At 63.3% G+C, this 22798-nt stretch carries 22 protein-coding genes; 7 read left to right on the top strand and 15 right to left on the bottom strand.

All coding sequences use genetic code 11. The features are described 5' to 3' along the window. Positions 1-3: 3 nt before the first annotated feature. The 5 genes from ACOOGG_RS16495 to ACOOGG_RS16475 all read left to right on the top strand — a co-directional run bounded on the left by ACOOGG_RS16495 (position 4) and on the right by ACOOGG_RS16475 (position 8053). Positions 4-2172: a xanthine dehydrogenase family protein molybdopterin-binding subunit gene (locus ACOOGG_RS16495; RefSeq protein ID WP_420437023.1), complete on the top strand. Its 2169-nt coding sequence runs from the start codon at positions 4-6 to the stop codon at positions 2170-2172. After that, a complete protein-coding gene (locus ACOOGG_RS16490; protein ID WP_420437021.1) occupies positions 2165-3325 on the top strand; it encodes a M24 family metallopeptidase in 1161 nt (386 codons plus the stop codon). Before ACOOGG_RS16495 ends, ACOOGG_RS16490 begins: the two co-directional genes overlap by 8 nt. Then, complete coding sequence (locus tag ACOOGG_RS16485; RefSeq protein ID WP_420437019.1) at positions 3318-4841, top strand: ABC transporter ATP-binding protein; 1524 nt, start codon at positions 3318-3320, stop codon at positions 4839-4841. The genes ACOOGG_RS16490 and ACOOGG_RS16485 overlap by 8 nt, the downstream gene beginning before the upstream one ends. Before the next feature lie 19 nt (positions 4842-4860). After that, complete coding sequence (locus ACOOGG_RS16480) at positions 4861-7155, top strand: xanthine dehydrogenase family protein molybdopterin-binding subunit (RefSeq protein WP_420437017.1); 2295 nt, start codon at positions 4861-4863, stop codon at positions 7153-7155. 88 nt (positions 7156-7243) lie between these two features. Further along, on the top strand, positions 7244-8053 hold the full coding sequence (locus tag ACOOGG_RS16475; protein WP_420437015.1) for an isochorismatase family cysteine hydrolase: 810 nt from the start codon (positions 7244-7246) through the stop codon (positions 8051-8053). Positions 8054-8060: 7 nt separating this feature from the next. Here the strand turns inward: ACOOGG_RS16475 and ACOOGG_RS16470 are convergent, their stop codons facing one another. The 15 genes from ACOOGG_RS16470 to ACOOGG_RS16400 all read right to left on the bottom strand — a co-directional run bounded on the left by ACOOGG_RS16470 (position 8061) and on the right by ACOOGG_RS16400 (position 19485). Further along, positions 8061-8819 carry an SDR family oxidoreductase gene (locus ACOOGG_RS16470; protein WP_420437013.1) on the bottom strand — a complete coding sequence of 253 codons (759 nt, stop codon included), beginning with the start codon at positions 8817-8819 and terminating at the stop codon, positions 8061-8063. A gap of 31 nt (positions 8820-8850) precedes the next feature. After that, entirely contained in the window at positions 8851-11160 is a 2310-nt protein-coding gene (locus ACOOGG_RS16465) for a xanthine dehydrogenase family protein molybdopterin-binding subunit (protein ID WP_420437011.1), read from the bottom strand. Beyond that, a complete protein-coding gene (locus ACOOGG_RS16460) occupies positions 11157-11636 on the bottom strand; it encodes a (2Fe-2S)-binding protein (protein ID WP_420437009.1) in 480 nt (159 codons plus the stop codon). The genes ACOOGG_RS16465 and ACOOGG_RS16460 overlap by 4 nt, the downstream gene beginning before the upstream one ends. Further along, positions 11633-12484 carry an FAD binding domain-containing protein gene (locus ACOOGG_RS16455; RefSeq protein ID WP_420437007.1) on the bottom strand — a complete coding sequence of 284 codons (852 nt, stop codon included), beginning with the start codon at positions 12482-12484 and terminating at the stop codon, positions 11633-11635. Before ACOOGG_RS16455 ends, ACOOGG_RS16460 begins: the two co-directional genes overlap by 4 nt. Next, positions 12484-13674, bottom strand: a complete 1191-nt coding sequence (locus ACOOGG_RS16450) for an NADH:flavin oxidoreductase (RefSeq protein ID WP_420437005.1) — start codon at positions 13672-13674, stop codon at positions 12484-12486. The genes ACOOGG_RS16455 and ACOOGG_RS16450 overlap by 1 nt, the downstream gene beginning before the upstream one ends. Before the next feature lie 6 nt (positions 13675-13680). Continuing rightward, complete coding sequence (locus ACOOGG_RS16445) at positions 13681-14751, bottom strand: alpha/beta hydrolase family protein (RefSeq protein WP_420437003.1); 1071 nt, start codon at positions 14749-14751, stop codon at positions 13681-13683. A 92-nt stretch (positions 14752-14843) separates the two neighbouring features. Further along, entirely contained in the window at positions 14844-15326 is a 483-nt protein-coding gene (locus ACOOGG_RS16440; protein WP_420437001.1) for a (2Fe-2S)-binding protein, read from the bottom strand. A gap of 42 nt (positions 15327-15368) precedes the next feature. Continuing rightward, positions 15369-16316, bottom strand: coding sequence for a DUF1989 domain-containing protein (locus ACOOGG_RS16435; protein ID WP_420436999.1), 948 nt, complete (start codon positions 16314-16316; stop codon positions 15369-15371). Beyond that, the gene (locus tag ACOOGG_RS16430; RefSeq protein ID WP_420436997.1) at positions 16313-16474 is read right to left on the bottom strand and encodes a hypothetical protein; all 162 of its coding nucleotides are present in this window, start codon (positions 16472-16474) and stop codon (positions 16313-16315) included. The genes ACOOGG_RS16435 and ACOOGG_RS16430 overlap by 4 nt, the downstream gene beginning before the upstream one ends. Before the next feature lie 62 nt (positions 16475-16536). Continuing rightward, positions 16537-16965 (bottom strand): RidA family protein, encoded by a 429-nt coding sequence (locus ACOOGG_RS16425; protein WP_420436995.1) that lies wholly within the window; start codon positions 16963-16965, stop codon positions 16537-16539. 110 nt (positions 16966-17075) lie between these two features. Next, the gene (locus tag ACOOGG_RS16420; RefSeq protein WP_420436993.1) at positions 17076-17363 is read right to left on the bottom strand and encodes a hypothetical protein; all 288 of its coding nucleotides are present in this window, start codon (positions 17361-17363) and stop codon (positions 17076-17078) included. Continuing rightward, on the bottom strand, positions 17336-17548 hold the full coding sequence (locus ACOOGG_RS16415) for a hypothetical protein (RefSeq protein WP_420436991.1): 213 nt from the start codon (positions 17546-17548) through the stop codon (positions 17336-17338). The genes ACOOGG_RS16420 and ACOOGG_RS16415 overlap by 28 nt, the downstream gene beginning before the upstream one ends. Positions 17549-18518: 970 nt before the next feature. Continuing rightward, a complete protein-coding gene (locus tag ACOOGG_RS16410) occupies positions 18519-18794 on the bottom strand; it encodes a hypothetical protein (protein ID WP_420436989.1) in 276 nt (91 codons plus the stop codon). Then, on the bottom strand, positions 18791-19036 hold the full coding sequence (locus ACOOGG_RS16405; RefSeq protein WP_420436987.1) for a hypothetical protein: 246 nt from the start codon (positions 19034-19036) through the stop codon (positions 18791-18793). The genes ACOOGG_RS16410 and ACOOGG_RS16405 overlap by 4 nt, the downstream gene beginning before the upstream one ends. Positions 19037-19047: 11 nt before the next feature. After that, entirely contained in the window at positions 19048-19485 is a 438-nt protein-coding gene (locus ACOOGG_RS16400; protein WP_420436986.1) for a hypothetical protein, read from the bottom strand. A 485-nt stretch (positions 19486-19970) separates the two neighbouring features. Between ACOOGG_RS16400 and ACOOGG_RS16395 the strand changes: the two genes are divergently transcribed. Both ACOOGG_RS16395 and ACOOGG_RS16390 read left to right on the top strand, forming a co-directional pair. After that, on the top strand, positions 19971-21104 hold the full coding sequence (locus tag ACOOGG_RS16395; RefSeq protein WP_420436984.1) for a tyrosine-type recombinase/integrase: 1134 nt from the start codon (positions 19971-19973) through the stop codon (positions 21102-21104). Positions 21105-21347: 243 nt separating this feature from the next. Next, positions 21348-22775, top strand: a complete 1428-nt coding sequence (locus ACOOGG_RS16390; RefSeq protein WP_420436982.1) for a Fic family protein — start codon at positions 21348-21350, stop codon at positions 22773-22775. Positions 22776-22798: the final 23 nt, after the last annotated feature.

Genomic DNA, 22798 nt, shown 5'->3' with positions numbered 1-22798 from the left:
TAGTTGAGCATCCTCGGCAACTCCGTCCTACGCGTCGAGGATCGGGGACTGCTCACCGGCAGCCGTCCGTTCACCGCTGACCTCGTCACCCGCGACACTCTTCACGCCTGCTTCATTCGCTCCACCGTTGCCCACGGCAACCTCGTGAGGATCACCGGCCTTGGGGGCCTCCACACGGCCGCGTCCCTGGGGCTGCCAAAGCTCGTGCCGTGGCCGCCGACCCCCGACCGGTACGCGCGGGATCTGCTGGCGGTCGACAAGGTCCGCTATGTCGGTGATCCGGTTGCTGTGGTTACCGGCCAAAGCGCGGCGGAGGCCGAAGATCTGGCCAGCGACGTTGACGTGGAGATCGAGCCGCTCCCCCCCGTGGTGCATTCAAGGGACAGCCGCGAAGTCGCATTCGAGGTAGAGCCGCTGATGGACCTCTCGGTGCTCGAGGACGCGGACGAGGTTGTTGAGGCCACGTTCGTCAATCAGAAGCTGGCTCCGGTCCCCCTGGAGGCGAACAGCATTCTGGTCGTACCGGACGACGACGGTGCCGGTCTTTGCATCTGGGTGTCCACGCAGTTCCCTTGGGACATCCAATCGTCGGTCGCAGCCGCGCTGGATTTGGAGGCGGCCCGCGTCCGCGTGATCGCACCGGCTGTCGGGGGAGGATTCGGAGCCAAGGGACATACCTACCCCGAACACATCGTTGTCGCCGCGCTAGCCCACCGAATAGGCCAGCCGGTGACCTGGCAAGAGACTCGGTCCGAGAACCTGCTCAATATGACCCCCGGAAGGGGACAGATACAGCATGTAGCCCTGGGGGCGAGGCGCGACGGGACGATCACCGGGCTTCGGGTGGAAGTGATCGCCGACGCCGGGGCCTATCCCCATGTCGGCGCTTGGCTCCCGAACTACACCCGACTCATGTGTACGGGGACCTATCGCATTCCCAGGGTTGCCTTCAGCGCTCGAAGCATGGTGACGAATACGGCCCCGGTCGGCGCGTACCGAGGGGCAGGGCGGCCGGAGGCAACTGCGTTTCTGGAGCGCTCTATGGATTTGATGGCCCGTGAACTCGACCTGGACCCAATCGAGATTCGTCGGCGCAACCTTCTTGAGCGGCATGACACCAATCACATCACCCCCAGCGGAGCTGTCTACGACTCCGGTGACTATCGCGGGGCGCTCGACCACGTCGTCGAGCTGTCAGGCTACGAAGCCCTCCGTCGAGAGCAGCTCCTGCGGCGGACTCGCAACGATCAGTGGCTGCTGGGTGTCGGGGTGTCCTCCTACATCGAGGTGACCGGCAACGGACCCACCGAGGAGTTCGCCTCCGTCGCTATCGAGCCCGATGGCAGCGCCACTGTCCTCAGTGGAGTCTCGTCTCACGGACAAGGCCACCAGACCACATACGCCCAGATCGCAGCCGCACAACTGAGGCTGCCCATGGACAAGATCCGGGTGATCCAGTCCGACACCGCTGTCGTGCCGCGAGGGAATGGGACCTACGGCTCCCGCTCGCTCCAACTGGCCGGGAGCGCAGTGGACAAGGCCGCAGAGGCCGTGGTCGCCAGGGCCTGCCAGCTTGCCGCCGAGCGGCTGGAGGCCAACGCCGCGGATATGGTCGTTTACGACGGCATCGGGGTCGGCATCATCGGCAGCCCCGCCACCGCTATCCCCTGGGCGGAACTGGCGCCATTGGCCGTCGAGTTTGACTTCGACCAAGGCGCCCGCACCTATCCCTCGGGCGCGCACGTCTCGGTGGTCGAAGTCGATCGTGAAACCGGCGCCGTTCGGGTGAAGCGCCACATTACCGTCGACGACTGCGGAATCGTCGTCAACCCGATGCTGGCCCAAGGCCAACAACATGGCGGGATTGCCCAAGGAGTGGCCCAAGCCCTTTGGGAGGAGATGAGCTACACCGCGGAGGGCCAGCCCGTTACGTCAACGCTGCTCGACTATCTCGCCCCCTCCACTGGAGAGCTGCCCTCCTACGAAACTCACAGCATGGTTACGCCAACGCCCTTGAACCAGCTGGGTGTCAAGGGCATCGGCGAGGCCACCACCATCGGCTCGACGCCCGCGGTACACAACGCGGTTCTCGACGCTCTTGCCCCGTTGGGTGTAGAACATCTCGATATGCCCCTGACCCCCGAGAAGATCTGGAGGGCCATCAATGGATGAGATCCCGCAAGTCAACGGCTTTCCCAGATATTCGTCCGAGGAGATGGCGCATCGGTATCGCCAGCTCCGAGAGCTCATGGTCCGCCACCGGTTGGACGCCGTCCTGATCGGCGGGTCCACAGGGCCACACGACACGTCGGTTCAGTACTACTGCAACTGGCCACCGCTTTTTCCGGTGTACTTGATCGTGCCCCGCGACGATGACCCCGAACTCGTGGTCCGGCTCTGGAATCACATTCCCGACGCCGAGCGCATCTCAGTAGTCAAGAACATCAGCTTTGGCGGCGATGACCACTCCGAACTGGTGATTCGCGTCGCCGAGCGCCTCGGTGGCTACCGCCGCATCGGCACGATCGGTGTGGTTCCCTACACCGATGCAACCGCATTTGGATCGGAGCGCCTGGTCAACCTTAACCCCGACTACTTCGCACTTCGCCAGGTCAAAACGGACGAGGAGATGAAGTTCATCCGCATCGCCTCCAGCATGAACGACGACGCCGTCGCGGCTCTGGCTTCGAACACCGCTCCCGGTATGAACGAGTACGAGTTGGCCAAGGTGATCGAAGACGTTTATCTGGATCGACGGGGCACCAACCTCATTCACTTCACCTTGACCACCTCCATGGCCGATCCCGAATTTTTCGTGCCTCACCAATATCAGCCCGACCGGATCATCAAGGCCGGCGATGTCTTGGTGACCGAGATCAGCACCACGTTCTGGGGCTACACCGGACAGATCCTGAGAACTCTCTGCATCGAGGGTGAGCCAACGCCGCTCTACCAGGAAATGTACGAGGTGGCCGAGAACACATACTCGAGCATTGTGAGCATCATGCGCACCGGTGCGACGATCGGCCAGGTGCTCGATCGAGCCGAGTCGATACACGAGGCGGGCTATGACATCTGGGACGATCTTGTGCATTCCTACGGAGGTGGCGGCTACCTGGCCCCCATCGTTCGCACCCGGCAGAACCGCGGCGCCACACACCCCGACGACTGGGCCTATCCCGACGGCGCGGTCTTGGTCGTTCAACCGAATGTCATCGAGCCCAGGGCGCGAGCAGGCGTCCAAGTGGGAGACTCAATGTGGCTTCGACCGAATGGAGTTGAAGTGACCCAGAAACACCCGAGGGAAATGATTCGCTGTGGTTGAGAGCGTTGTAGAACTCCACGGCATTTCCAAGCAGTTTGGCGACGTCCAAGCCAACGACAGCATCGACTTTGATGTCCGGGCCGGTGAGATTCATGTCCTGCTCGGTGAGAACGGAGCCGGCAAGACCACGCTCATGAACGTCATGTTCGGCCACATCCTCCCGGACTCCGGCTCCATGTTCGTCAGGGGTCAACCAGCCGACATCCAGTCCCCCCATGACGCGCTAGGCCTGGGGATCGGGATGGTACACCAGCACTTTTCATTGGTCCCCACATTCACGGTGGCAGAAAACATCGTGCTCGGATCGCGACCCGCCCTCGATCTTCGCCTCAAGCCTCTGGCCATTCGCCGTGAGATCGCCTCGCTGGCCGAGAAGTACAGCATGCCGCTACCTCCCTCCACCCCCGTCCGGCAGCTCCCAGTCGACCTTCAGCAGCGGGTCGAGATCTTGAAGGTCCTCTATCGCGGCGCGAACATACTGATCCTCGACGAGCCGACGTCGCTGCTCGGACCCCAGCAGATCGAGAATCTACTGGGCATCCTCGAAGATCTGCGCTCCAGCGGACATTCCATCGTGCTGGTCACCCACAAGCTGGCCGAGGTCACCCAGGTCGCGGACCGAGTCACCGTGATTCGCTCCGGCAAAAAGGTGGTCGAGGTCGAACGCGGAGACTTCGACGAGCGCACCCTTACCCGAGCGATGACCGGCCAAGACATCACCGCCGTCAAGGTGGACCACACATTGCTTGGCGACGAGGTTGAAACCCTTCTTGAGGCAAGAGAGCTGGTGACGACCGGGGTCGGGGGCAATTCCCTTGATGGCTTGAGCCTGTCGGTCCGAGCCGGTGAGATCCTCGGCGTTGCCGGGGTCGAAGGGAACGGACAACGCGATGTCGTCAGTGCCATCACGGGGCTGAGCCCCCTTGAGTCTGGCACCGTCGTGATCGATGGCGCCGACGTGACCGGTTCTGAACCGGCCAAACTCCGCGACAGCGGCCTGGCGGTCATCCCTGAAGATCGCCATGGCTGGGGGCTGATCCTTGACATGTCCCTGGCCGAGAACCTGGCAATCAATGAGATCCCTGCGGGCCGGTTCTCCCGTCGAGGATTGCTGGACTGGAAGCGAATCAAGGAACAGGCCACTGGTCTGCTCGAGGAGTACGACGTCCGACCCGCCAATTCGGATCTTCTTGCGGGCACCCTTTCCGGCGGCAATCAGCAGAAGGTTGTATTGGCGCGCGAGTTCTCCCGGGAGCCGAAAGTACTCATCGCCGACAACCCGACGTGGGGGCTCGATGTTGGTGCTGTTGACTACGTGCACCGTCGACTGCTCCAGATCAAGGAAGCGGGCGCGGCTGTCCTTCTGTTGACGTTGGACCTAGAAGAGCTACTCAAGCTCAGCGACCGTGTGGTGGTGATGTTCCGCGGGCGCGTCGTGTTGGAGCGCAACGTGGACGAGTTGACCATGGATGAGCTCGCATTGGCCATGGCGGGCAGCCCCACAGGAGTGTCGTAGCGGCCAAGGGAGGAGCGCCATGGGTTTCGTCGGGGACTCTGTAGCCCGGCTCGAGGACCCTCGGCTCCTGCGCGGGGCGGGTCGATTCGTGGACGATATCGACCTGCCGGGCCAGCTTTGGATGCGAGTCGTGCGCTCAACCCTGGCTCACGGACGGCTGACGGGAATCGACACCTCCGCGGCCGCGGCTTTGGCCGGTGTTCGATTGGTGCTCGCCGGAGCCGACGTCGCCCACGTGGAGCCCATTCCGCTACGGCTGCCGTTCGACGGCCTCGGACTCGAACAGGCGCTCCAGCCGGTTCTTGCCCAAGAGCGGGTTCGCTACGTGGGTGAGCCGGTTGCGCTCATTCTTGCCGAAGACCCGTACTTGGCCGAGGACGCGGCAGAAGCAGTGATAGTCGACGTCGAACCGCTGGAAGCCGTGGTCGACATGCTCCGCGCCCCCAGCCAACCTTCGCTGTGGCCTGATTCTTCGAATGAGCTCTGCGTCCTCGAAAAGGGATACGGCGACATTGGGGCGGCTTTCGAACAAGCAGAACGGGTCGTGACCGCAGAGGTCGCCATCGGACGCCACTCAGGAGTACCCCTCGAAACCAGAGGATTGGTCTGCGACTTCGACGCCGGCCGTGACGAGCTCACGGTGTGGGGCGCGACGCTGGTGACGCACTATCACCGCAAGGTCTTGGCCCGCTTGCTGAAGCGATCGCCCACCACCATCCACATGCGCTCGACCGATGCCGGCGGGAGCTTCGGGGTCCGCGGCGACTTCTTCCCCGAGGATTTTCTGGTTGCCTACTGCGCTGTTCTGACCGGACGTCCGGTCAAATGGATCGAGGACCGGGCAGAGAACCTAACCACCACCAACCACGCTCGCGAGCAAACCCACCACATGCGGGGCGCCTTCGACACCGAGGGTCGTTTACTGGGGGTCGAGGCTGAGGTTTGGCACAACAAGGGGGCCTACATCCGCCCCACGGGGGTCATCGTGTCCGAACTCACTCTGGGGATGATCCCCGGCCCCTACCGTCTGCCCGCCTATGCGTCCAAGATCCATGTACTCACCACCAACAAGACCCCGGTAGGCCCCTATCGGGCGCCGGGTCGCTACGAACTCACCGTGGCCCGAGAGCAACTACTCGATCTGGCCGCCGCCGAATTCAACCTCGGTCCGGTTGAGATTCGCCGCAGGAATCTGCTCACGGCCAGCGAACTGCCCTATGAGCCCGGGTTCGAGCTAGCCGGCGAGTCGTTCCTCCTCGACTCTGGTGACTTCATCGGGCTAATCGATCAGGCCGGAGCCAAGTACGCAGAGTGGCGAGACGACATCACAGGCGCGAACGTCGAACGCCGGGGCATCGGATTGTCGATATTCATGGACAAGAGCGGGCTGGGCTTATACGAGACGGGAGCAGTCGACATAGACACAGCCGGCGCCGTCCGGGTATTCGTCGGGGGTGCGTCGTCGGGCCAGGGCATCGAGACGGTGATGGCGCAGATTGCCGCCGACGAACTCGGCGTGGACCCTGCCGACATCCAAGTCATCCATGGAGACTCAGACTTGGTCCCCGACGGCGTGGGCTCGTGGTCCAGCCGCTCGACGGTGATCGGCGGCATGGCCGTGCAAACCGCCGCCCGCCGCACCGCCGAAAAGGCCAAGCGAATTGCCGCCGACCTGCTTGAAGCCTCTACCGACGACCTGATTCTGGCCGATGGCTTGATTCACGTCGCGGGGGCGCCAGCCAAATCGGTAGCTCTCGGCCAGGTAGCCGAAGCGTGCGGGACGCTTGAGGCGGCCCAACGGGGTGAGGACCCGGGCCTCGGCGCCCGTGAGGTCCATTTCGACGAGCGGATGAACTATCCGTACGGGGCGGTGGTCGTTGATGCCTCGCTCGATTCTGAGTCGGGGCAGATTCGACTGAATCGAGTCTGGTTGGGCTGCGAGGTCGGCAAGGCGGTCAACCCGAAGCTCGTCGAAGGGCAGGTGCTCGGAGGGTTCGCCCAAGGGCTGGGAGGCGCATTGCTCGAGGAATTCGCCTTCGATGAGAACGGTCAGCCCCAAGCGGCCAACTTCATGGACTATTTGATGCCCACCGCTGCCGACTTGCCGCCGATCGAGACGGAAATCCTCGAGAACGCCCCGACCCCGACCAATCCCTTGGGTGTCAAGGGAGCAGGCGAGGCCGGGATTGCCGGTGCTGGCGGGGCGATCGCCGCCGCAGTAGGCCATGCGCTCGGCGACCCCGGTGCGGTGAGGGCGCTTCCGATCACGGCAGATTGGGTATTGGCTCAGCTCATAGCCAAACGAGATTCCTAGGGCTTGTGGCGCTTTTCTCGCCCAACCATTAAATTCAGTCTGATAGAAGACCAGCCCTACGAGGCAACCCACGAAAGCCGAGCCACCCATGAAGACTGAGATGTATGCATACCTTGAGGGTCGAGACCGCGTCGTGTTGCCCTCAGGCACTAGCAACTTCGAAGACGCGTTCGAGCGCTGGCTCGACCCTGACAAGACCGCTATCGCCTGTATCGACATGCACCGCGGTCACATAGGCCCCGAGGACGATCTGACCTGCCCGTGCCCGCGGGCTCGGGCGAAAATCCCCGCCCACGACATGTTCCACCGGATGGCCCGAGCCATCGACATCCCGATCATTCACGTCCAGCACTGGCAGAGGCACGGCGGTATCGACGACTTGAACTCCAAGCAGTACAACCGTATGGCCAACTGGAGAGTGCTGTACGAGCTGTATCTGCCCCCAAACCCGTCAATGGACCAGCACAGTTGGGAAGGTACCAAGTGGCTGGACATCATGGTCGAAGAGGAGGAAGGCGACTACTACATCCGGACCAAGAAGCGCCTCTCGTCCTTTGTCCCCACCGATTTCGAGTTCTTGCTCCGCCAGCTTGATATCAAGAACCTGGTCCTCACCGGGACAATGACCGACGCCTGTGTGCTGTCGACCGCTTTCGATGCCGCCAACCGCGATTTTCGAGTCATCGTGCCCGGCGACATCGTGGCCGGGGCCAGCGAGGAGGCCGAAGCCGCCGCGCTGCTGGTCACCTCGCTCCACCTTGGGCTAGTCACCGACGGCCCCGCCCTGATTCGCGAGTGGTACGCCCGTAAGGGTGTGGCCGTTCCGTGGGAGCTGGACGGCATCGAGAAGATGACCGAGGCGTCTGGCATCCTCGAGGACGCCGAGGTCTTTGCCTAGAGGTATGTCAGACGGCGGTGTAGCCCCCGTCGACGTACAAAAGGTGGCCGTGGACGAAGTCTGAGGCCGACGAGGCCAAGAACACAGCCGAGCCGGCGATATCGTTCGGCTGCCCGACCCGCCCGGCGGGAACCCGGGGAAGGAATGCCTCCAAGAAGCCCGGATCGTCGAGGAGGTACGCGTTCATGTCGGTTCGCACCGCGGTCGGCGCGATGGCGTTGACGTTCACACCGTGGGGGGCCCATTCCAAGGCCAACGTTCGAGTCAGCTGCATTACGCCGCCCTTGGAGGCGCAGTAGGCGGCGAACCCGGGAAAGCCCACCTCGCTGAACGTAGAGGCGAGGTTGATGATCTTGCCTGCACCTCCCTCGACGAAGCGAGCGCCCGCGGCCTGGCAGCAAAAGAACAGGGCCTTGAGGTTGGCGTCGATGGTCGCATCCCAGTCCTGCTCGGACACATCGAGCGCCGGTGCGGTCAACTGCATGCCTGCTGAGTTCACCAAGATGTCGAATCCACCGAGCTCATCGGCAAGTTCCGCGAACACGCCGGGAATGCTGTCGACATCAGTGAGGTCGGCCACTCTAACCCCGGCGGACTGGCCCAGCTCGCCAACCGCCGCCGCCGTTTCGTCAAGCAATTCCGCTGTGCGACCGATAACCGCGACGTCGGCGCCCGCCTCGGCCAACGCCACCGCTATGGCTGCGCCGATCCCCCTACCTCCGCCGGTGACGATCGCTTTCTTACCAGCCAGTGCCTGTTCAGCCATCTCGATGTTCTCCAATCCGGATTAGGTCTAGCTAGCTGGCGTTTTGAAGTGCCCGGTACACCGTTTCCGGTCCCAGCGGCGTTGCGGTGATCTTGGCTCCCAGCGGGAGCAGTGCGTCGGCCACGGCATTGGCGATTGCCGCCGGGGCGCCAACCGCACCGCCTTCCCCCGCTCCCTTCATCCCATCAGCGTTCAGGGGGGTGGGGACCGCCATGTGTTCCACCACCATCTCGGGCATATTGCCGATGGCGGGAACCAAGTAGTCCATGAAGTTCGCATTCAGCGGTTGGCCGTCGTCGCTGTAGGCGATCTCCTCGAGGAGCGCTCCGCCGATGCCCAGCGCCACGCCGCCTTGGACCTGACCATCCACCAAGAGTGGGTTGATCAGCGTTCCTGAGTCGTTGACCACCACATGGCGAATCAGGGTGACCACACCGGTCTCGATGTCGACTTCTACGGACGCAACATGGCATCCGTAGGAAAAAGTGTTCGTCGGCGGGTGATAGATGTCGGTCGCATCCAGGGTGTAGTTGACGACCCCCTCGGGCAGGGGTTGGCCGGGAGCCACCCTTCCCGCCACCTGGGCGAGCGACACCGAGCTGGCCGGTGACCCCTTGACGCGGACTTCGCCATCTTCCAGTTCGAGGTCCTGTGGCGAGGCTTCCAGCATCTCGGCGGCGATTCTGATCGCCTGCTCTTTGATCGAGCCGGCGGCATGGCGCACGGCGGTGCCGCCTATGGGCGCGCTCCGGCTGGCGTAGGTACCCACACCGCTGGCCACCAGATCGGTGTCTCCGTGCACGACCACGATGTCGTCGAAATCGACACCGAGCTCGTCGGCGGTGATCTGCGCCAGAACGGTATCGTGGCCCTGTCCGCTGCTGCAGGCCCCGGTGAACACGATCACTTGGCCGGAGGGCTCGACTCGAACGCGACCGCTCTCGTAGGGGCCGAGTCCCGTCTCCTCGACGAAAAAGCCGATTCCCATGCCCAGATAGCGGCCCTCGGCTCGGGCCCGCACTTGTTCGCGGCGGAACTCGTCCCACTCAGCCGCGGCGAGGGCACGGCTCAGGCACTCCTGATAGTCGCCCGAGTCATAGATGATCTCTCCGGCCAAAACGTTCCCGATCCCGCGGTGGAGCGGGAACACCTCCTTCGAGAACATGTTGCGCATCCGCACCTCGCCCGGGTCGATGCCGACGGCGGCGGCGACGACGTCGATGATGCGCTCCATTGTGAACGCCGCCTGAACGTGGCCGACGCCTCGGAATGGATTGAGGGGCGTGGTGTTGGTCATGACCACCGTCGACAACAATTGCTGATGCTCGATGACGTAGGGCCCCGAGAGCATCGAAACCCCGATGAAGGGCTCGACAAGCGTCAAACGCTGGAGGTAGGCGCCGGTGTTGGTTACCGCGTGGTCGCGGATGGCCAGAATCCTGCCGTCGTCGTCATAGGCCACGTCGACGTCGTGATACTGCTCGCGGCCGTGGGTGGACGCCAGAAAATGCTCGTAGCGGTCCTCCACCCACTTGATGGGGCGGCCGACCGATCTGGCGGCCAAGCCGAGGACGATCTCCTCGGGATAGGGCTGGAGCTTCACCCCGAAGGCACCGCCGACATCGGGGGCGATCACCCGGACGGCGTTCTCCGGCAGACCCAGGTAGCCGACCAGGGTGGCCTTCAGGCTGTGGGGAACCTGAGTCGACGACCACATGGTGAGGCCCTGGCGCGGCTCGTCCCACTCGACGATCACTCCCCTGGTCTCCAGCGGAGTGCCCGCATACCGCTGGGTCGCGAACCGCTCGCTGAGCGTGTGGGGCGCGGCTGCCAGCGCCGAGTCGGCGTCGCCCAGCGAGTACTCCAGCACATCGACCACATTCGATTCGAAGTGAACCAGCGGGGCGTCGGGAGCAACCGCCGCTTCAGCCGTCGACACCGCGGCCAGCGGTTCGTAGTCCACGTCGATCAGCCCGGCTATGTCTTCAGCGATGTAGCGGTCGCCCTCGACAACCAGCAGCGCCACCGGCTCGCCGACGAACCGGACTTTGTCCGTGGCCAGGATGGGTTGATTGAACGGCTTTGTAGTCTCCTCGGCGTCGATGCAGGGCAGCGGAGGCAGGCCGGCCGGGAGATCGTCGGATGTGATGACGCTGACCACCCGCGGATCGGCCGCCGCCGCGCTCGAATCGATTCCCCGAATCAGAGCGTGGGCGTGGGGACTGCGGACGAACACCGCATGGACCAGGCCGTGCAGCTTGATGTCAGACAGATACCGGCCATCTCCCCGAAGCAAGCGGGGATCTTCTTTGCGGCGAATGCTCGCACCAAACAAGCTCACGCTCCACCTCCCCGAAGGCTCACCGCTTCTTCCACTGCTTCCACGATCTTGACGTAGCCCGTGCAGCGGCACAGGTTCCCGCCGAGACCTTCGATGATCTCCTGCCTCGTCGGTGAGGGGTTGTCGTCCAGCAGCTCGGAGATGGTCATCACGAACCCCGGGGTGCAGAAGCCGCACTGCATTCCGTGCTTGGCCCAAAATGATTGCTCGATGGGACCGAGTTCGTCGCCGGCGGTCAGGCCTTCGAGGGTGGTGACCTCACTCCCGTCGGCCTGAACAGTGAGCAGCAGACACGCCCGGGCAGTCTCGCCGTCGACGAGAACAGTGCACGCGCCGCACACCCCGTGCTCGCACGCCAGGTGGGTCGCGGTGAGATCCAGCCGCTCTCGTAGGAAGTCGGCAAGCGTGAGGCGGGCCGGCACCGAGTCCGACCTCTCGACGCCATTTACGGAAATGGTGACAACGTGATCGCTCATACGGCGCGCTCCAGGGCTTGGGTAAGTGCTCGTCGGCTGGTCACCGTGGCGAGGTGCAGCCGATAGTCGCTCGAAGCGTGTACATCGCTGCCGGGGCTGAGGCCATCGGGGGCCAGCGCGGCTGCTTCGGTCGAGCTTGCCCCACCGAGGACTGCGGCCTCGACTCCGTGGGCCCGCATTGGGCGATCCCCGACACCGATCAGCGCCAGGTGGGCGTCGACGACGGCGCCGTCGTCTCCGATCTCGAGCTGGCAGAGCGCGCCGCACAGCGCATAGTCGCCTGGTCGGCGGGCAATCTCCACCACCGACCATCCGGTCCGCGGCCCCGACGCGGGCAGCTCCACCGCGGTCAGAATTTCATCGTCGGCGATCGCGGTGCTCAAAAACCCCTGAAACAGCTCCTCGGCTTCGATCGTCCGATCCCCAGCAGGGCCCGTGACTTGCACCCGCCCCCCCAGTGCCAACACCACCGCGGGCAATTCTCCCGCGGGGTCGGCGTGGGCCACGCTTCCGCCAATCGTTCCCCGAGATCGGATCTGCGGATGCCCCACATGGCGCAGGGACTCAACCAGCAGCGGGCAGCGATTGGCCACCATCGGATCGCGCTCGGCTCGGCGTTGCCGCGTCATCGCCCCGATGACCAGGCGGTCGCCTTCATCGGTGATGTGGTCGAGCCCGTCCACTCGGGCCAAGTCCACCAGTAGCGACGGGCCGGCCAGCCGGAAGGCCAGAAGGGGAATCAGGCTTTGGCCCCCAGCCAACACCTTAGCCTCAGTGTCGCTGCCGAGCGCTTTGACCGCGTCGTCGATCGATGTCGGAGCCACATAGTCAAAATCGGGTGGCTTCATCAGATCTTTCCTCGGATCCGTGCCCAGGCATGGGTCAGGAGATCAACATTGGACTCGCGCCAGCACTTCAGTGCCACCGATCCCTCATGCATAAGGCAGATATTGCACGAGACGCAGTCCACCATGCCCGTGCGACCAGCTTCGATCTGGCGAACCAGATCGGGTTCACGGATAAACGGTCGGGCCAGGGAGACGAAATCGGCCGACCCGTCTTCGATCACCTCGTTCATGACCTCGATTGTGCGCACGCCGCCGACGAGAATCGTCTGCCCCCTCGCTGTAGCCCTGTGGCGGCGAGCCTCCTCCCGGTAGTACGCCTCTTTGACCGGAGCCGCGAGCACACGATGCAGAAGCTTGTCCTGCAAGGCCCGTTTCCGGGTCACGCCCACGTATCGTGCCGCGCTTTCTGCCTTCGGCGACATAAGGCCGGCGGAGAGCTCGATGGCGTCCAGCCCGGCGTTGTCCATCATCGTGACCGTGGCCCGGCCTTCCTCGACCGTCAGGCCATCGGGTACGTAGTCCCACAGCCCGATCTTGTTGGTGATAGGAAAGTCGTCGCCCACGGCCGCCCGCATCGACTTGTACGTTTCGAGCAGCAACCGCTGGCGGTTCTCCAGCGATCCGCCCCACTCGTCCTCACGGCGGTTCGTGGCTGGCGATAGGAACTCCGAGAGGAGGTAGCCATGCCCGGCGTGAACGTGTACGCCGTCGAAGCCGGCCTCTCTCACCCGCCGGGCCGCGTTCCCGAACGACTCAATGGCCTCCCAGATCTCATCGGAGCTCGCCGCGGCGAACGGCAGGCGGTGAAACTGCGGATTCTCGACCACCGAGGGGGCCAGGGGCTCAATCGAATCATCGCGGCTCTGGCTGCCCGCATGGTTGAGCTGGGCAAAGATCTTGCCCCCTTCGGCGTGGATCGCGTCGGTCAGCTTCCTCATCGGCCCGATGGCCTCGTCTCGATCCAAGGCCGTCATGCCTCGGATGTAGTTGCCTCGAGGGTGGACCGAGCAGTGGCCGGTGAAGATGAGCCCTACGCCGTGACGAGCCAGCCTGGTGTGGAGGTCGAGGTACTGCTGGGTGATGATGCCGCGGTCGTCGGCCATGGTCTCGGAGGTGGACGACCGGATGATCCGATTGCGGGTCTCCACTCCTGCGATCTCTCCGGGTCTCAACACAGCAGGCAGCGACATCAGCTACTACCCAAGTGTCCGGGCCAAATAGTCGGCCATGCGGGGCCGGACCACGGGGCCCATGTTGTGACAGCAGTGGTCGCCATCGGGCTCAACCACGATCTCGGCCAAATCGTTGTGGGCCAGTCCTGCCTGTAGCAGCTCGGTCTGGTGCGGAGGGAAGATGGGATCGTGGATCCCCTGGATCAACAGGGTGGGGCAAGTCAGGTCTCCAATGGTCTGGGAGAGGTCGAACGTCTCTTGTAGATAGGCGCGGCCCTCGCCGAGGTCTTCGAACCCCGATACATACACGAATCCGCCGCGGGTATGGGGAGGCATGCCGTCGAAGTCGGACATGTCGGAAAACCCGCCCCACGCCACGCAGCTTTTCAGCCGCTTGTCGAGGGCTGCCGACTGCATGGCGTAGTAGCCGCCCAGGCTGCGGCCGAGCACCCCAATCCTGTCGCCGTCCACCTCCGGGCGGGGGGCAATGGCGTCGAGAACCGCCGAGGTATAGCGATGGAAGTCGGCGCAGAGTTTCACGTCGAAGTACATCTCGCCTTGACCAGGACCGTCGAAGGCAAAGGTTGCCAACCCGCGTCGGTGGCAGAGCGTCTCGAAGTGGTAGCTCTCCTCCTTGGTTGATTCCAGCCCGCCGATGAGAACCGCGCACGGGTGTGGCCCAGGCCCAGCCGGGAGGCGGAGATAGCCGGGGATGATCGTCGATTCGAATTCGATCTCCACCCGCTCGGCCGGGGCGATGAGATGGGGTGCCGCCAGCTTGTACATCTCGACCTTCTTGTGCTGGCCGTGCTCGCGGCGCTCAGGCTCGTGGAACCACATGAGCTGTCCGTAATGCCACGACAGAGATGCATGCCACAGCCATTCACCGCCGCTGACCCGGTCACCGGCTTCGATCGCCTCCATGCCCAGGGTTTCGTAGCGCCCAGCGGTCTCGGTCCAGAATGGCAGCCATTCGGCCAAATCGTCCAGCGCCCGGGCCGCGGCAAAGTCCGGGTAGGGAATGCCGTCCGACAGCATCCGGCCCGGATTCAGGATGGCCTCTACCTTTTGAGGCACCAAGTCGTCAGCACTCATGAGCGGCCTGCATTCCCAGGTGCGGACTGCTGGTCATCGACATTGGGCACACTTACCCCCTATTGGACACTAAACGCTGCCGCGAACATCCGCTAGCGACCTTCCTGTTCATTCCTTGCCACCGTGGCCTTCACCGCTTCGACAATGCCCTGATAGCCCGTGCATCGGCAGATGTTGCCGCTGAGCGTTTCCCGGATCTCAGGCTCGGTCATCGTGGACATTTCATCGAGCATCGATTCGATGGTCATCAGCAAGCCCGGTGTGCAGAATCCACATTGCAGCGCATGGGCGGCGCTGAAGGCCGCCTGGAGGGGGTGCAGGTCCGGGCCGGTCGCCAGACCCTCAACGGTGCGGATGGACGAGCCATCGGCCTGCACGGCGAAGAGCAGACACGACCGAACACCGTCGCCGTCGAGCTGAACGGTGCAAGCCCCGCAGACGCCATGCTCACAGCCAACGTGGGTCCCGGTCAGGTGAAGCTCGTGCCTTATGAAGTCCGAGAGCAACAAGCGGGGCGAGACCGAGCGCTCGTACACCGCGCCATTGACTTCGACCGTTACTGGGTGCGTGGTCATTGGAGTTCTTTCAGAGCAGTGATCCCTCACCAGCAGCCCCTGCTAGTCCTCTGCCGCCTGATCCAAGTGCTTCGGACCCTTCATGTAGTTCACGATCCACCAGCTGAAGAACACGTATCGAAGTACGTCCTCATCGGTCTCACCGAATTCTCCCGTAGCCACCAGCTCATCGAGCATGGTCTGGTACTCGGGGCTCAAGCTGACGGGAACGTCGGTGAGCGTGATGGGGTAATTGACGTAGTTCGGGACGTACGAATCGTCTTTGTAGAGCTCCCGATCGGCCTTGATGGGCTGAGCAGCCAAATCCGCCGTGGTGAGCTGGCTTCTGTATTTGACCAGCTCCGGCCGTCCCTCGAATTGAGCGAGGTCTTCGGGCAAACCCTCATAGATGGCAAGCCGCAATGGTTTCAGCTCGAAGCTGCTGGTGGCAAAGGTGTCGGCACCACAGACGTTGGGCACGGCCAACAGGTCGATCAAGGAGATGATCTCGACGTAGTCGCCGTGCTTGGCCACGTTTTCGGCGATGAATGGGTGTCCGGCCTGATCGACGCCGGTGTGCATAAAGAAGTTGAACGAGTCGTGAACGTCGTCGCTGGTCAAGCCGTACTCCCGCTGGGCTTCGGCCTGGATGTCGTGGCAGTTGGTATGGGGCTCCACCCCGAACTGGTATTCGTACAGCAAGCCGCTGCATCGGGGATACAGCACATCGTTGGTACCAACGGTGTCGGCGATGATCGCCGCTATCGGGCGATCCCGCGGCGGCGCCGACCATAAGAAGTCGCCCGTGGTGGGGTGCATTCCGTGCATGTGCCGGGTGCGTCCGGTGTGGAAGTACTCCTTGTAATCGTGGAGGTTGAAGCAGTTGAAGTCAGCGCACTGACCGGCCACTCCGATCTGTTCGAGTCGCATGACCTGTCCGGCCAGGAGCTCGACGGCCTTGCCGGTTGCCGGTTCCATCACGTGCTCATACAGCAACTTTCGCTCGGTCATGAGGAGTATTCCTTGTGGAACTCTCGCAATGCCCGCAGCAAGAGTTCTTCTCGGTCTCCAGAACTGGTTTCGTCAACGGAATCGTCGACCAACTCAAGTTGCTGCTGGTTCAAACGGACGACTACTTCTCGGAAATATCCATCATCTTCGTCGGCCATGACCTGGTCTCCACTCGTTCAAATTACCCTTGTCTGAGGCAATTTATCAGAAAATCCCTGACTCATTTCGGGGGAGGATCCACCACCGCGATGGCGTCGATCTCGACCATTAGCTCAGGAACGACGAGGGCGCTGATCTCAATCGTCGAGCTCGCCGGGGGATCGACCGGGAAGTACCGGGCCCTCACCTCCTGCACCGCGGGAAGGTGAGTCATGTCGGTGAGAAACACGGTCAACCGCACAACGTCTCCCAGCGTTGCCCCGCCTTCATTCAACACCCTCTGGAGATTCTCAAGCGTCGCCTCAGTCTGAGCCGCCGGATCCCCGACCCCGATGACCGCGCCGTCAGGATCCAGGGCGACTTGCCCAGCGGCAAAGACCATCCGGCCCGAGTCGCACACGACCCCCTGGGAGAACGGCTGAGGATACTCAAAACCCGCAGACGACGGATCCCACACCCCCGCCGGGCGCAACACGTGCCTGTCGACCATCGAACTCGAACCTCCACACGGGAAACGCCAGCAAACGCCTGCCGGGCAAACCCTACCCAAACACCATCGAAGTCGCCTGTGACCGCCCTCCTACTTGCCGGAGTAGCGGCCTAGCCGCATTGCCTTCGAGTCTCGGCCTCCGCAAGTATCATGTTCACCCGCGCGGAGAACAGTTCCTCCGCCGAGTGGTCGTGTTCGCCCAAATCAAAGCCCGAATCGGGGTTCTCAACCAGGGTGTCGTGGGCCAGTTCGTGCCGCTCGAACCCTTCCTTCCAGCGCTGCTCGGCAAGCGTTTGGCCGACAGCAGCATCCTCGCAGGCCGCGGTGTCGTGGGCCGAGCAAGCACAAACCGCAATCTTCAGCGCAATGGCTACGAGCCGGGCACCCTGTCGAGCCACAGAACGGTGGCTGTGAAAACTACGGCAAGCGGCGCGAAGATGGCGAAGGCGGCGTAGCCGAGATCGAAGGCAATGGTCGGAAACACCATAGCCGCGACCAGCAACGCGCTTCCGGCTCCCGAGGCGATCCTCCCCCGCCTGGTCCTGGGAGTGCTGGTTACGAGGCTCCATAGCTTCTTGCCCATATTCATCTCCTCAGCTGCCGGACGTGCAGAACAGAGTCTGGTTTGTCTCGCACTGCCTCTGGACGTGAGCCGATGCCGGTACCGCACCTGGATCTCGGGCTGTGAAGGTAATCTTGGCAGCGGCTGATGCGGCATTTCCCACGACACAGGTTCGGTACCGGTGCGGAAGAGCAGAGTGGTGGGCATGGAAACCGATGCTCGTGAATGTAAGCGAGACTCCTGCCCAGGAAATGCCTGACACGGTCCTATTTCTGGACCACCAGACCCTTACGTCGAACATGTCCTGAAACCAGCGTCGACGCTCCCAACGCTGTCGGTATCACGATCGCCACGCCGATCCCCCAGCCAAGCGGGGTGAATGAGCCCAGTGAAAGCAGCACAGCAACCAACACTGCCCACAGAACAACACGAGTTCCGATCTCTGCTCTCGACATGCCGACAAACTATCAAGTTCGTGGCGATTTTCAGTACCCCCGACCCTGTGCCCGTAAGCTGGCCTCCGGGCGTAGGGCCCAGCGCCCACGTTACGCGTTGACTAGGAAAAGCAGAAGCAGAACAGGCTACTCCCCACAGACATCTGTTCGCTGACAGCGCTCATATGGGCGATGACGGCATGAATCTCGATGACCGGCCAGACATCTGGCTGATCAATGGAGTATTCAAGGAAAGGGTGGGAAAGCTGCTCTGGAAAGTTGGCCCAGTGAAGTCGTCGTTCGCACTAGGGAACAAGAACCCTTGATTGGCTATGCGCTGTTTACGAAGGTCAGCTGAAGTAGTCGTAGATTTCCTGCGCTCTCGTCTTCGTGTCCTTGGCTCTGGCTGTGTGGCTGCCGTCTGTTGTCGCCGCGAGCATAGCGAGCAGCCTGTTCGTCGTTTCGAGGCGTGCGGCGATCTCTTAGAGCACCTGGGCTTGGTCCTCCTGGACTTTGATTTTGTCGTATTCGTTGATTAGTGAGGCAATTGCGCGGGGCTAACCGCACTTGTTCCGGGTTTCCGCCTCGGCGGCGATCATGTCGGCGCGCACGCTGAGGAGCACCTCTGCCGAATGGTCGTGGTCGGCGAGCGCGGAGCTTGATCCGGGGTTCTGCGAGTAGGCTTCGTCGGCGAGGAGGTGCCGCTCGAACTCCTCCTGCCACCGCTGCTCGGCGAGGGCTTGGCCCATAGCTGCCTGCTCGCAGTCTCCGGCGCTGTCGGACGCGCAACCCGCTACGACCAGGAGTCCGGCCAGCGCGAAGGCTGCGCTCAACTGAAGGACTGTTCGCATCCGCGCCGGTCATAGCGTTTGAGGACCACAATGCCGACCACTACTGCGACGACGAGCGATGACAGGCTGAGGGCCAGCTTCGCGTTGCCTGACAGGTCAAAGGCAGCGCCGATCAGAAGGGCGATCCCTTCGGCGGCTGACACCCACAGGGCGAAGATGAACATGGCGGCCATGGATGTGCCGAGCCGCCCCGACAGACGGCCTTCGGTGGTTGCGGTGGTCATGGTATGGCTCCTCAGTTGCCGATGTTGTTGATGAGCCTGGTGCAGCCGCGCTGCGTTGTCCCGGTAACGCTACCAGCCCAAGCGGGATGTCTCGTCCCGTAGAACGTGGCACCGCCGACCGCCGCCGAGAATCCGGCGCAGGCTAGATGGGTCCCCGCCCAGCGGGCAGCCCCCTCCCACCTATGGGTGTGGGCGACGCTGGTGCAGACCCACCGCTGCCTGGTCACGGTCTTGGTCGTCCACTCGCCATCAGCTCCGCGTGCCCGCGCCTGCGTCTGATAGGAGACCCACCGGCACGATTTCTTGTCGTGCGCGTCGGCCCGCTCGATGCTGTCGCCGACGAGGGGTACCCCCGAAGGGAGCGGTACCACTACCAGCAGCGACGCGACCACCGCGAGCGCTATGAGCAGGTGGGCGATAGACCTCCCGAGGGCCAGTGTTCCAAGCATGTGGTTCCTCCTTGTGCAGGGTGGCGGTTAATTGCCCTTAAGCACTGCTTTGGAGTCACAGCCGCAGGGGCCCTACAGGGAATCGTCGGCGGCGGGCGGTACAGCGGAAACCGCTGCGGTACGGGGGAATCGCCCGGTTTGAAGCCAGCAGGCCCGATCCGGGTTCTGGGCTTTGGGCGTGGGCCGCAAAAGCGGTGTGGCCGGAATTGCACGGTGCCGATTCGGGCTCGTTCCCACCCCGGGGCTGTTTGTCCCCAAGGTTCCAACCGGCAGCGGCACCCGACATAGACCCAGGCCAGCGAGCTGTCGGCATTACCTAGCCGGACCTCGGGGCTGGCGAAGTTTCCGGGGTAGTTGACAAGCACTCCGGTTCCCCGCTATTGGTTAAGGGCAATTAACCGCTACATAGATATATGAGCGGTGTGTGGCTAAGACATGGGCATGTGATGACGCCAGCCCCCCGCCGGGCTGCTAGTGCAGCGGCCATGAACACCACAACAGGAAGATTCACCAACATTGCGCGGGGCGGCATCGTTGTGTGCGTCTGCGGGGCCGACAGCCCAAACGGCGCACCGAATCCTGATGCCCCTACCGGACCCAGCGGCGGGTTGAGCGCTGAGGACATCGACCGGTTGGTCGCCGATGCCAAAGCGGCCAGTGTTGCCCCCAGCACCCGCAAGACCTACCGGTGCGGGTGGAAGAATTGGTCGTCTTGGGCGTCCGGCCACGGTGTGCCGGTGCTTCCCGCCCGCCCCCAAGACCTCCAGCGATGGCTGGTCTGGCTGGCCGACCAGGGCAAAAAGCCCAACACCTTGGACGTCTACCTCGCCGCAGTCGCCCACAAACACGACGAACTGCTCGACCCCAACCCCGCCCGCGACCCCCGAGTGCGCCGTGTGCGGTCAGGCCTGAGACGCCAGGCAGCCGAAGCAGGCTATGTCCCCAAACAGGCCGCCCCCCTGCGCCGGCACCACGTCGACCTGATCGCCGACGCCGCCTTCGAGCCGCGGCGCAACCAGCCCGGCGGGCGGCTGGAAACCCCTGAACAAGCCGCACACCGCGCCCTGATCGACATCGCCCTAGTCGCCGTCGCCCACGACGCCCTGCTGCGCGGCTCCGAGCTCCTCGCACTCAGATGGGGCGACATCAACATGGCAGAAGACGGCAGATGCGGCTTGGTGCGGATCCGCCGCTCAAAGACCGACCAGACCGCCAACGGCGCAGTGGCGCCCATCTCCAAGTCCGCCTACCAGGCACTCCAGCGCATCAACCCCCCAGACGCCGATCCCGAAGACCACATTTTCAACTTCTCAGCCACCACCCTCAACCGCCGCATCAAAGCAGCCGCCCAAGCCGCCAGCATCGACCCCGCCAACATCTCCTCCCACTCCCCGCGCGTAGGCACGGCCCAAGACCTCGTCTCCAACAAGATCGACATGGCCGCCATCATGCTCGCAGGCCGATGGACCACCCCCGCAATGATCGCCCACTACACCAAACGCCTCGCCGCCAACGACAACCCAGCCGCCAAACACCTCCAAACCCAACACCGTCCCACCGCCAAAAGACCACGCCGACAACCCCTGTCGCAGACCAAGGCCAACCCACTAGCCGCATAGGCCGCCCAGCCCGCCACGCCACCGCCGCAAAGCCAGCCCACGAAACCCACTGCCTTGCTACAGCGTGGAACTCCCTCTTGCTACAGCGTGGAACTCCCTCCCCTATCGTCCAGCGAGATCATCAGATCCAGCAACTGGGAAAACTGTTTCCACTTTTCTCATTTGTTGGGTTGTGCTTCGCAAGCCTTCAGCGAGAAAGAAAGTTCCAGTTTTCTCACTTATTGGGCGGAGTACCATGAGGTCATGGGCCGCTACACCATCCACCAGATACCAGCAGAGGAAGCCCCCCCGATATCCAAGAACGCTGCCCGAAAACTCGACCATCCCCCAGGGAGTTTCGCCGCATACCACCCCGATCCGCTCCTGACCGCCGGTATAGCCACCCTCCCCCACTGGGACAGCGCCGCCCGTGCAGCCGAGGCGGCGATCAAGGAGTTCGAAGAGCAGCACGGAGACTTCGCTTCCCGTGTCGGGTGGGTGCTCCAGAGGTCTGAGAGCGTCGGGTCCAGCACCATCGAAGACGTGAACCCCTCTCTGCGGAGGGTGGCCAGAGCCGAGGCCGTCACCAGAGGAGGCGGGAACCCCCGAGACGAAGCAGCGAACGAGGCCATCGGGAGCATCGAGGCGACCCGTCTCGCCGCAGAAATCGGAGACAGCCGAGGTCCGATCACCTTGGACGATCTTCTCGCGATCCACGCCATATTGATGGCCCACACTTCCAAGCCGGAGGTGGGCGGGCGACTGCGCCCCAGTTGGGTTCGCGTCGGCGGGGTACTGGGAGGCTACCCCCCGCCGGCCTATGTGGCCCCGCCAGCAGAGGAAGTGCCCGAGCTGATGGATGACCTTGTCGAGTACATCAACACCACCAACCATCACCCGGTAACTGCGGCCGCGGTCGCCCACGTCCAGTTCGAGTCGATCCACCCGTTCCGCGACGGAAACGGAAGAGCCGGCCGAGCTCTGGTTCAGACCATCCTCCGCAAGGGCGACATCACCCGCTATACAACCCCGCCCATCAGCGCCGTTCTCGCCTTCAACCGAGACGAATACACTGACGCCCTCGCCGAGTCCCGCTTCAAGGGAAGGGCCGGCTCACCCGAGCAAGCAGAGTCGCTCGACTCGTGGGTGTCGCTGTTTTCCTCGACGACGGAAACCTCCTGCGACTACGCCGATGGGCTAATCGCACGGATCGACACGGTTACCGACAAGTGGGACAAGAACCTCCGGAGCCGCAAGGGGTCGACTGCCCGCAAGGTCGCAGAACGCCTTCCCGAGATGCCCGTGTTCACCGTGCAGGGCATGGCTGCCCAGTTGCGTATTCCTCTGGCAACGGCCTATCGAGCCACCGACCGGCTCGTGGCCGCAGGGATAGTCGCACCAGTGCGTGGCAAGCACCGCGGCCGCGAACTATTCGAAGCCACCGACATCTTGGACGTGCTCAAGGCCGGAACAGAGCAAACAGAGAAGCCCGGTTTGGTTCCAGACGATCCGACTCCGCAGACAATCGACAGAATCGCCTCCAAGGAAGAGAAGGCTGCTGAAGCCATCCGATTGCGCCGTCAAGGGCTAACCCTCAAGGAGGTCGGGGAGGCGCTTGGAATGTCTACCTCTTGGGCGCAGGTAGCGACAAAGGATGTGAAGCGACACGGGAAGACCCTGCGCCATCGGTGATCGACCCAGCAGACTGCTAATGC

Source organism: Candidatus Poriferisocius sp. (genome assembly GCF_965214065.1).
Classification (GTDB): Bacteria; Actinomycetota; Acidimicrobiia; order Acidimicrobiales; family Bin134; genus Poriferisocius.
Note: the sequence above shows the minus strand (reverse complement) of the source record. Positions and strands in the feature narration are given on the sequence as shown.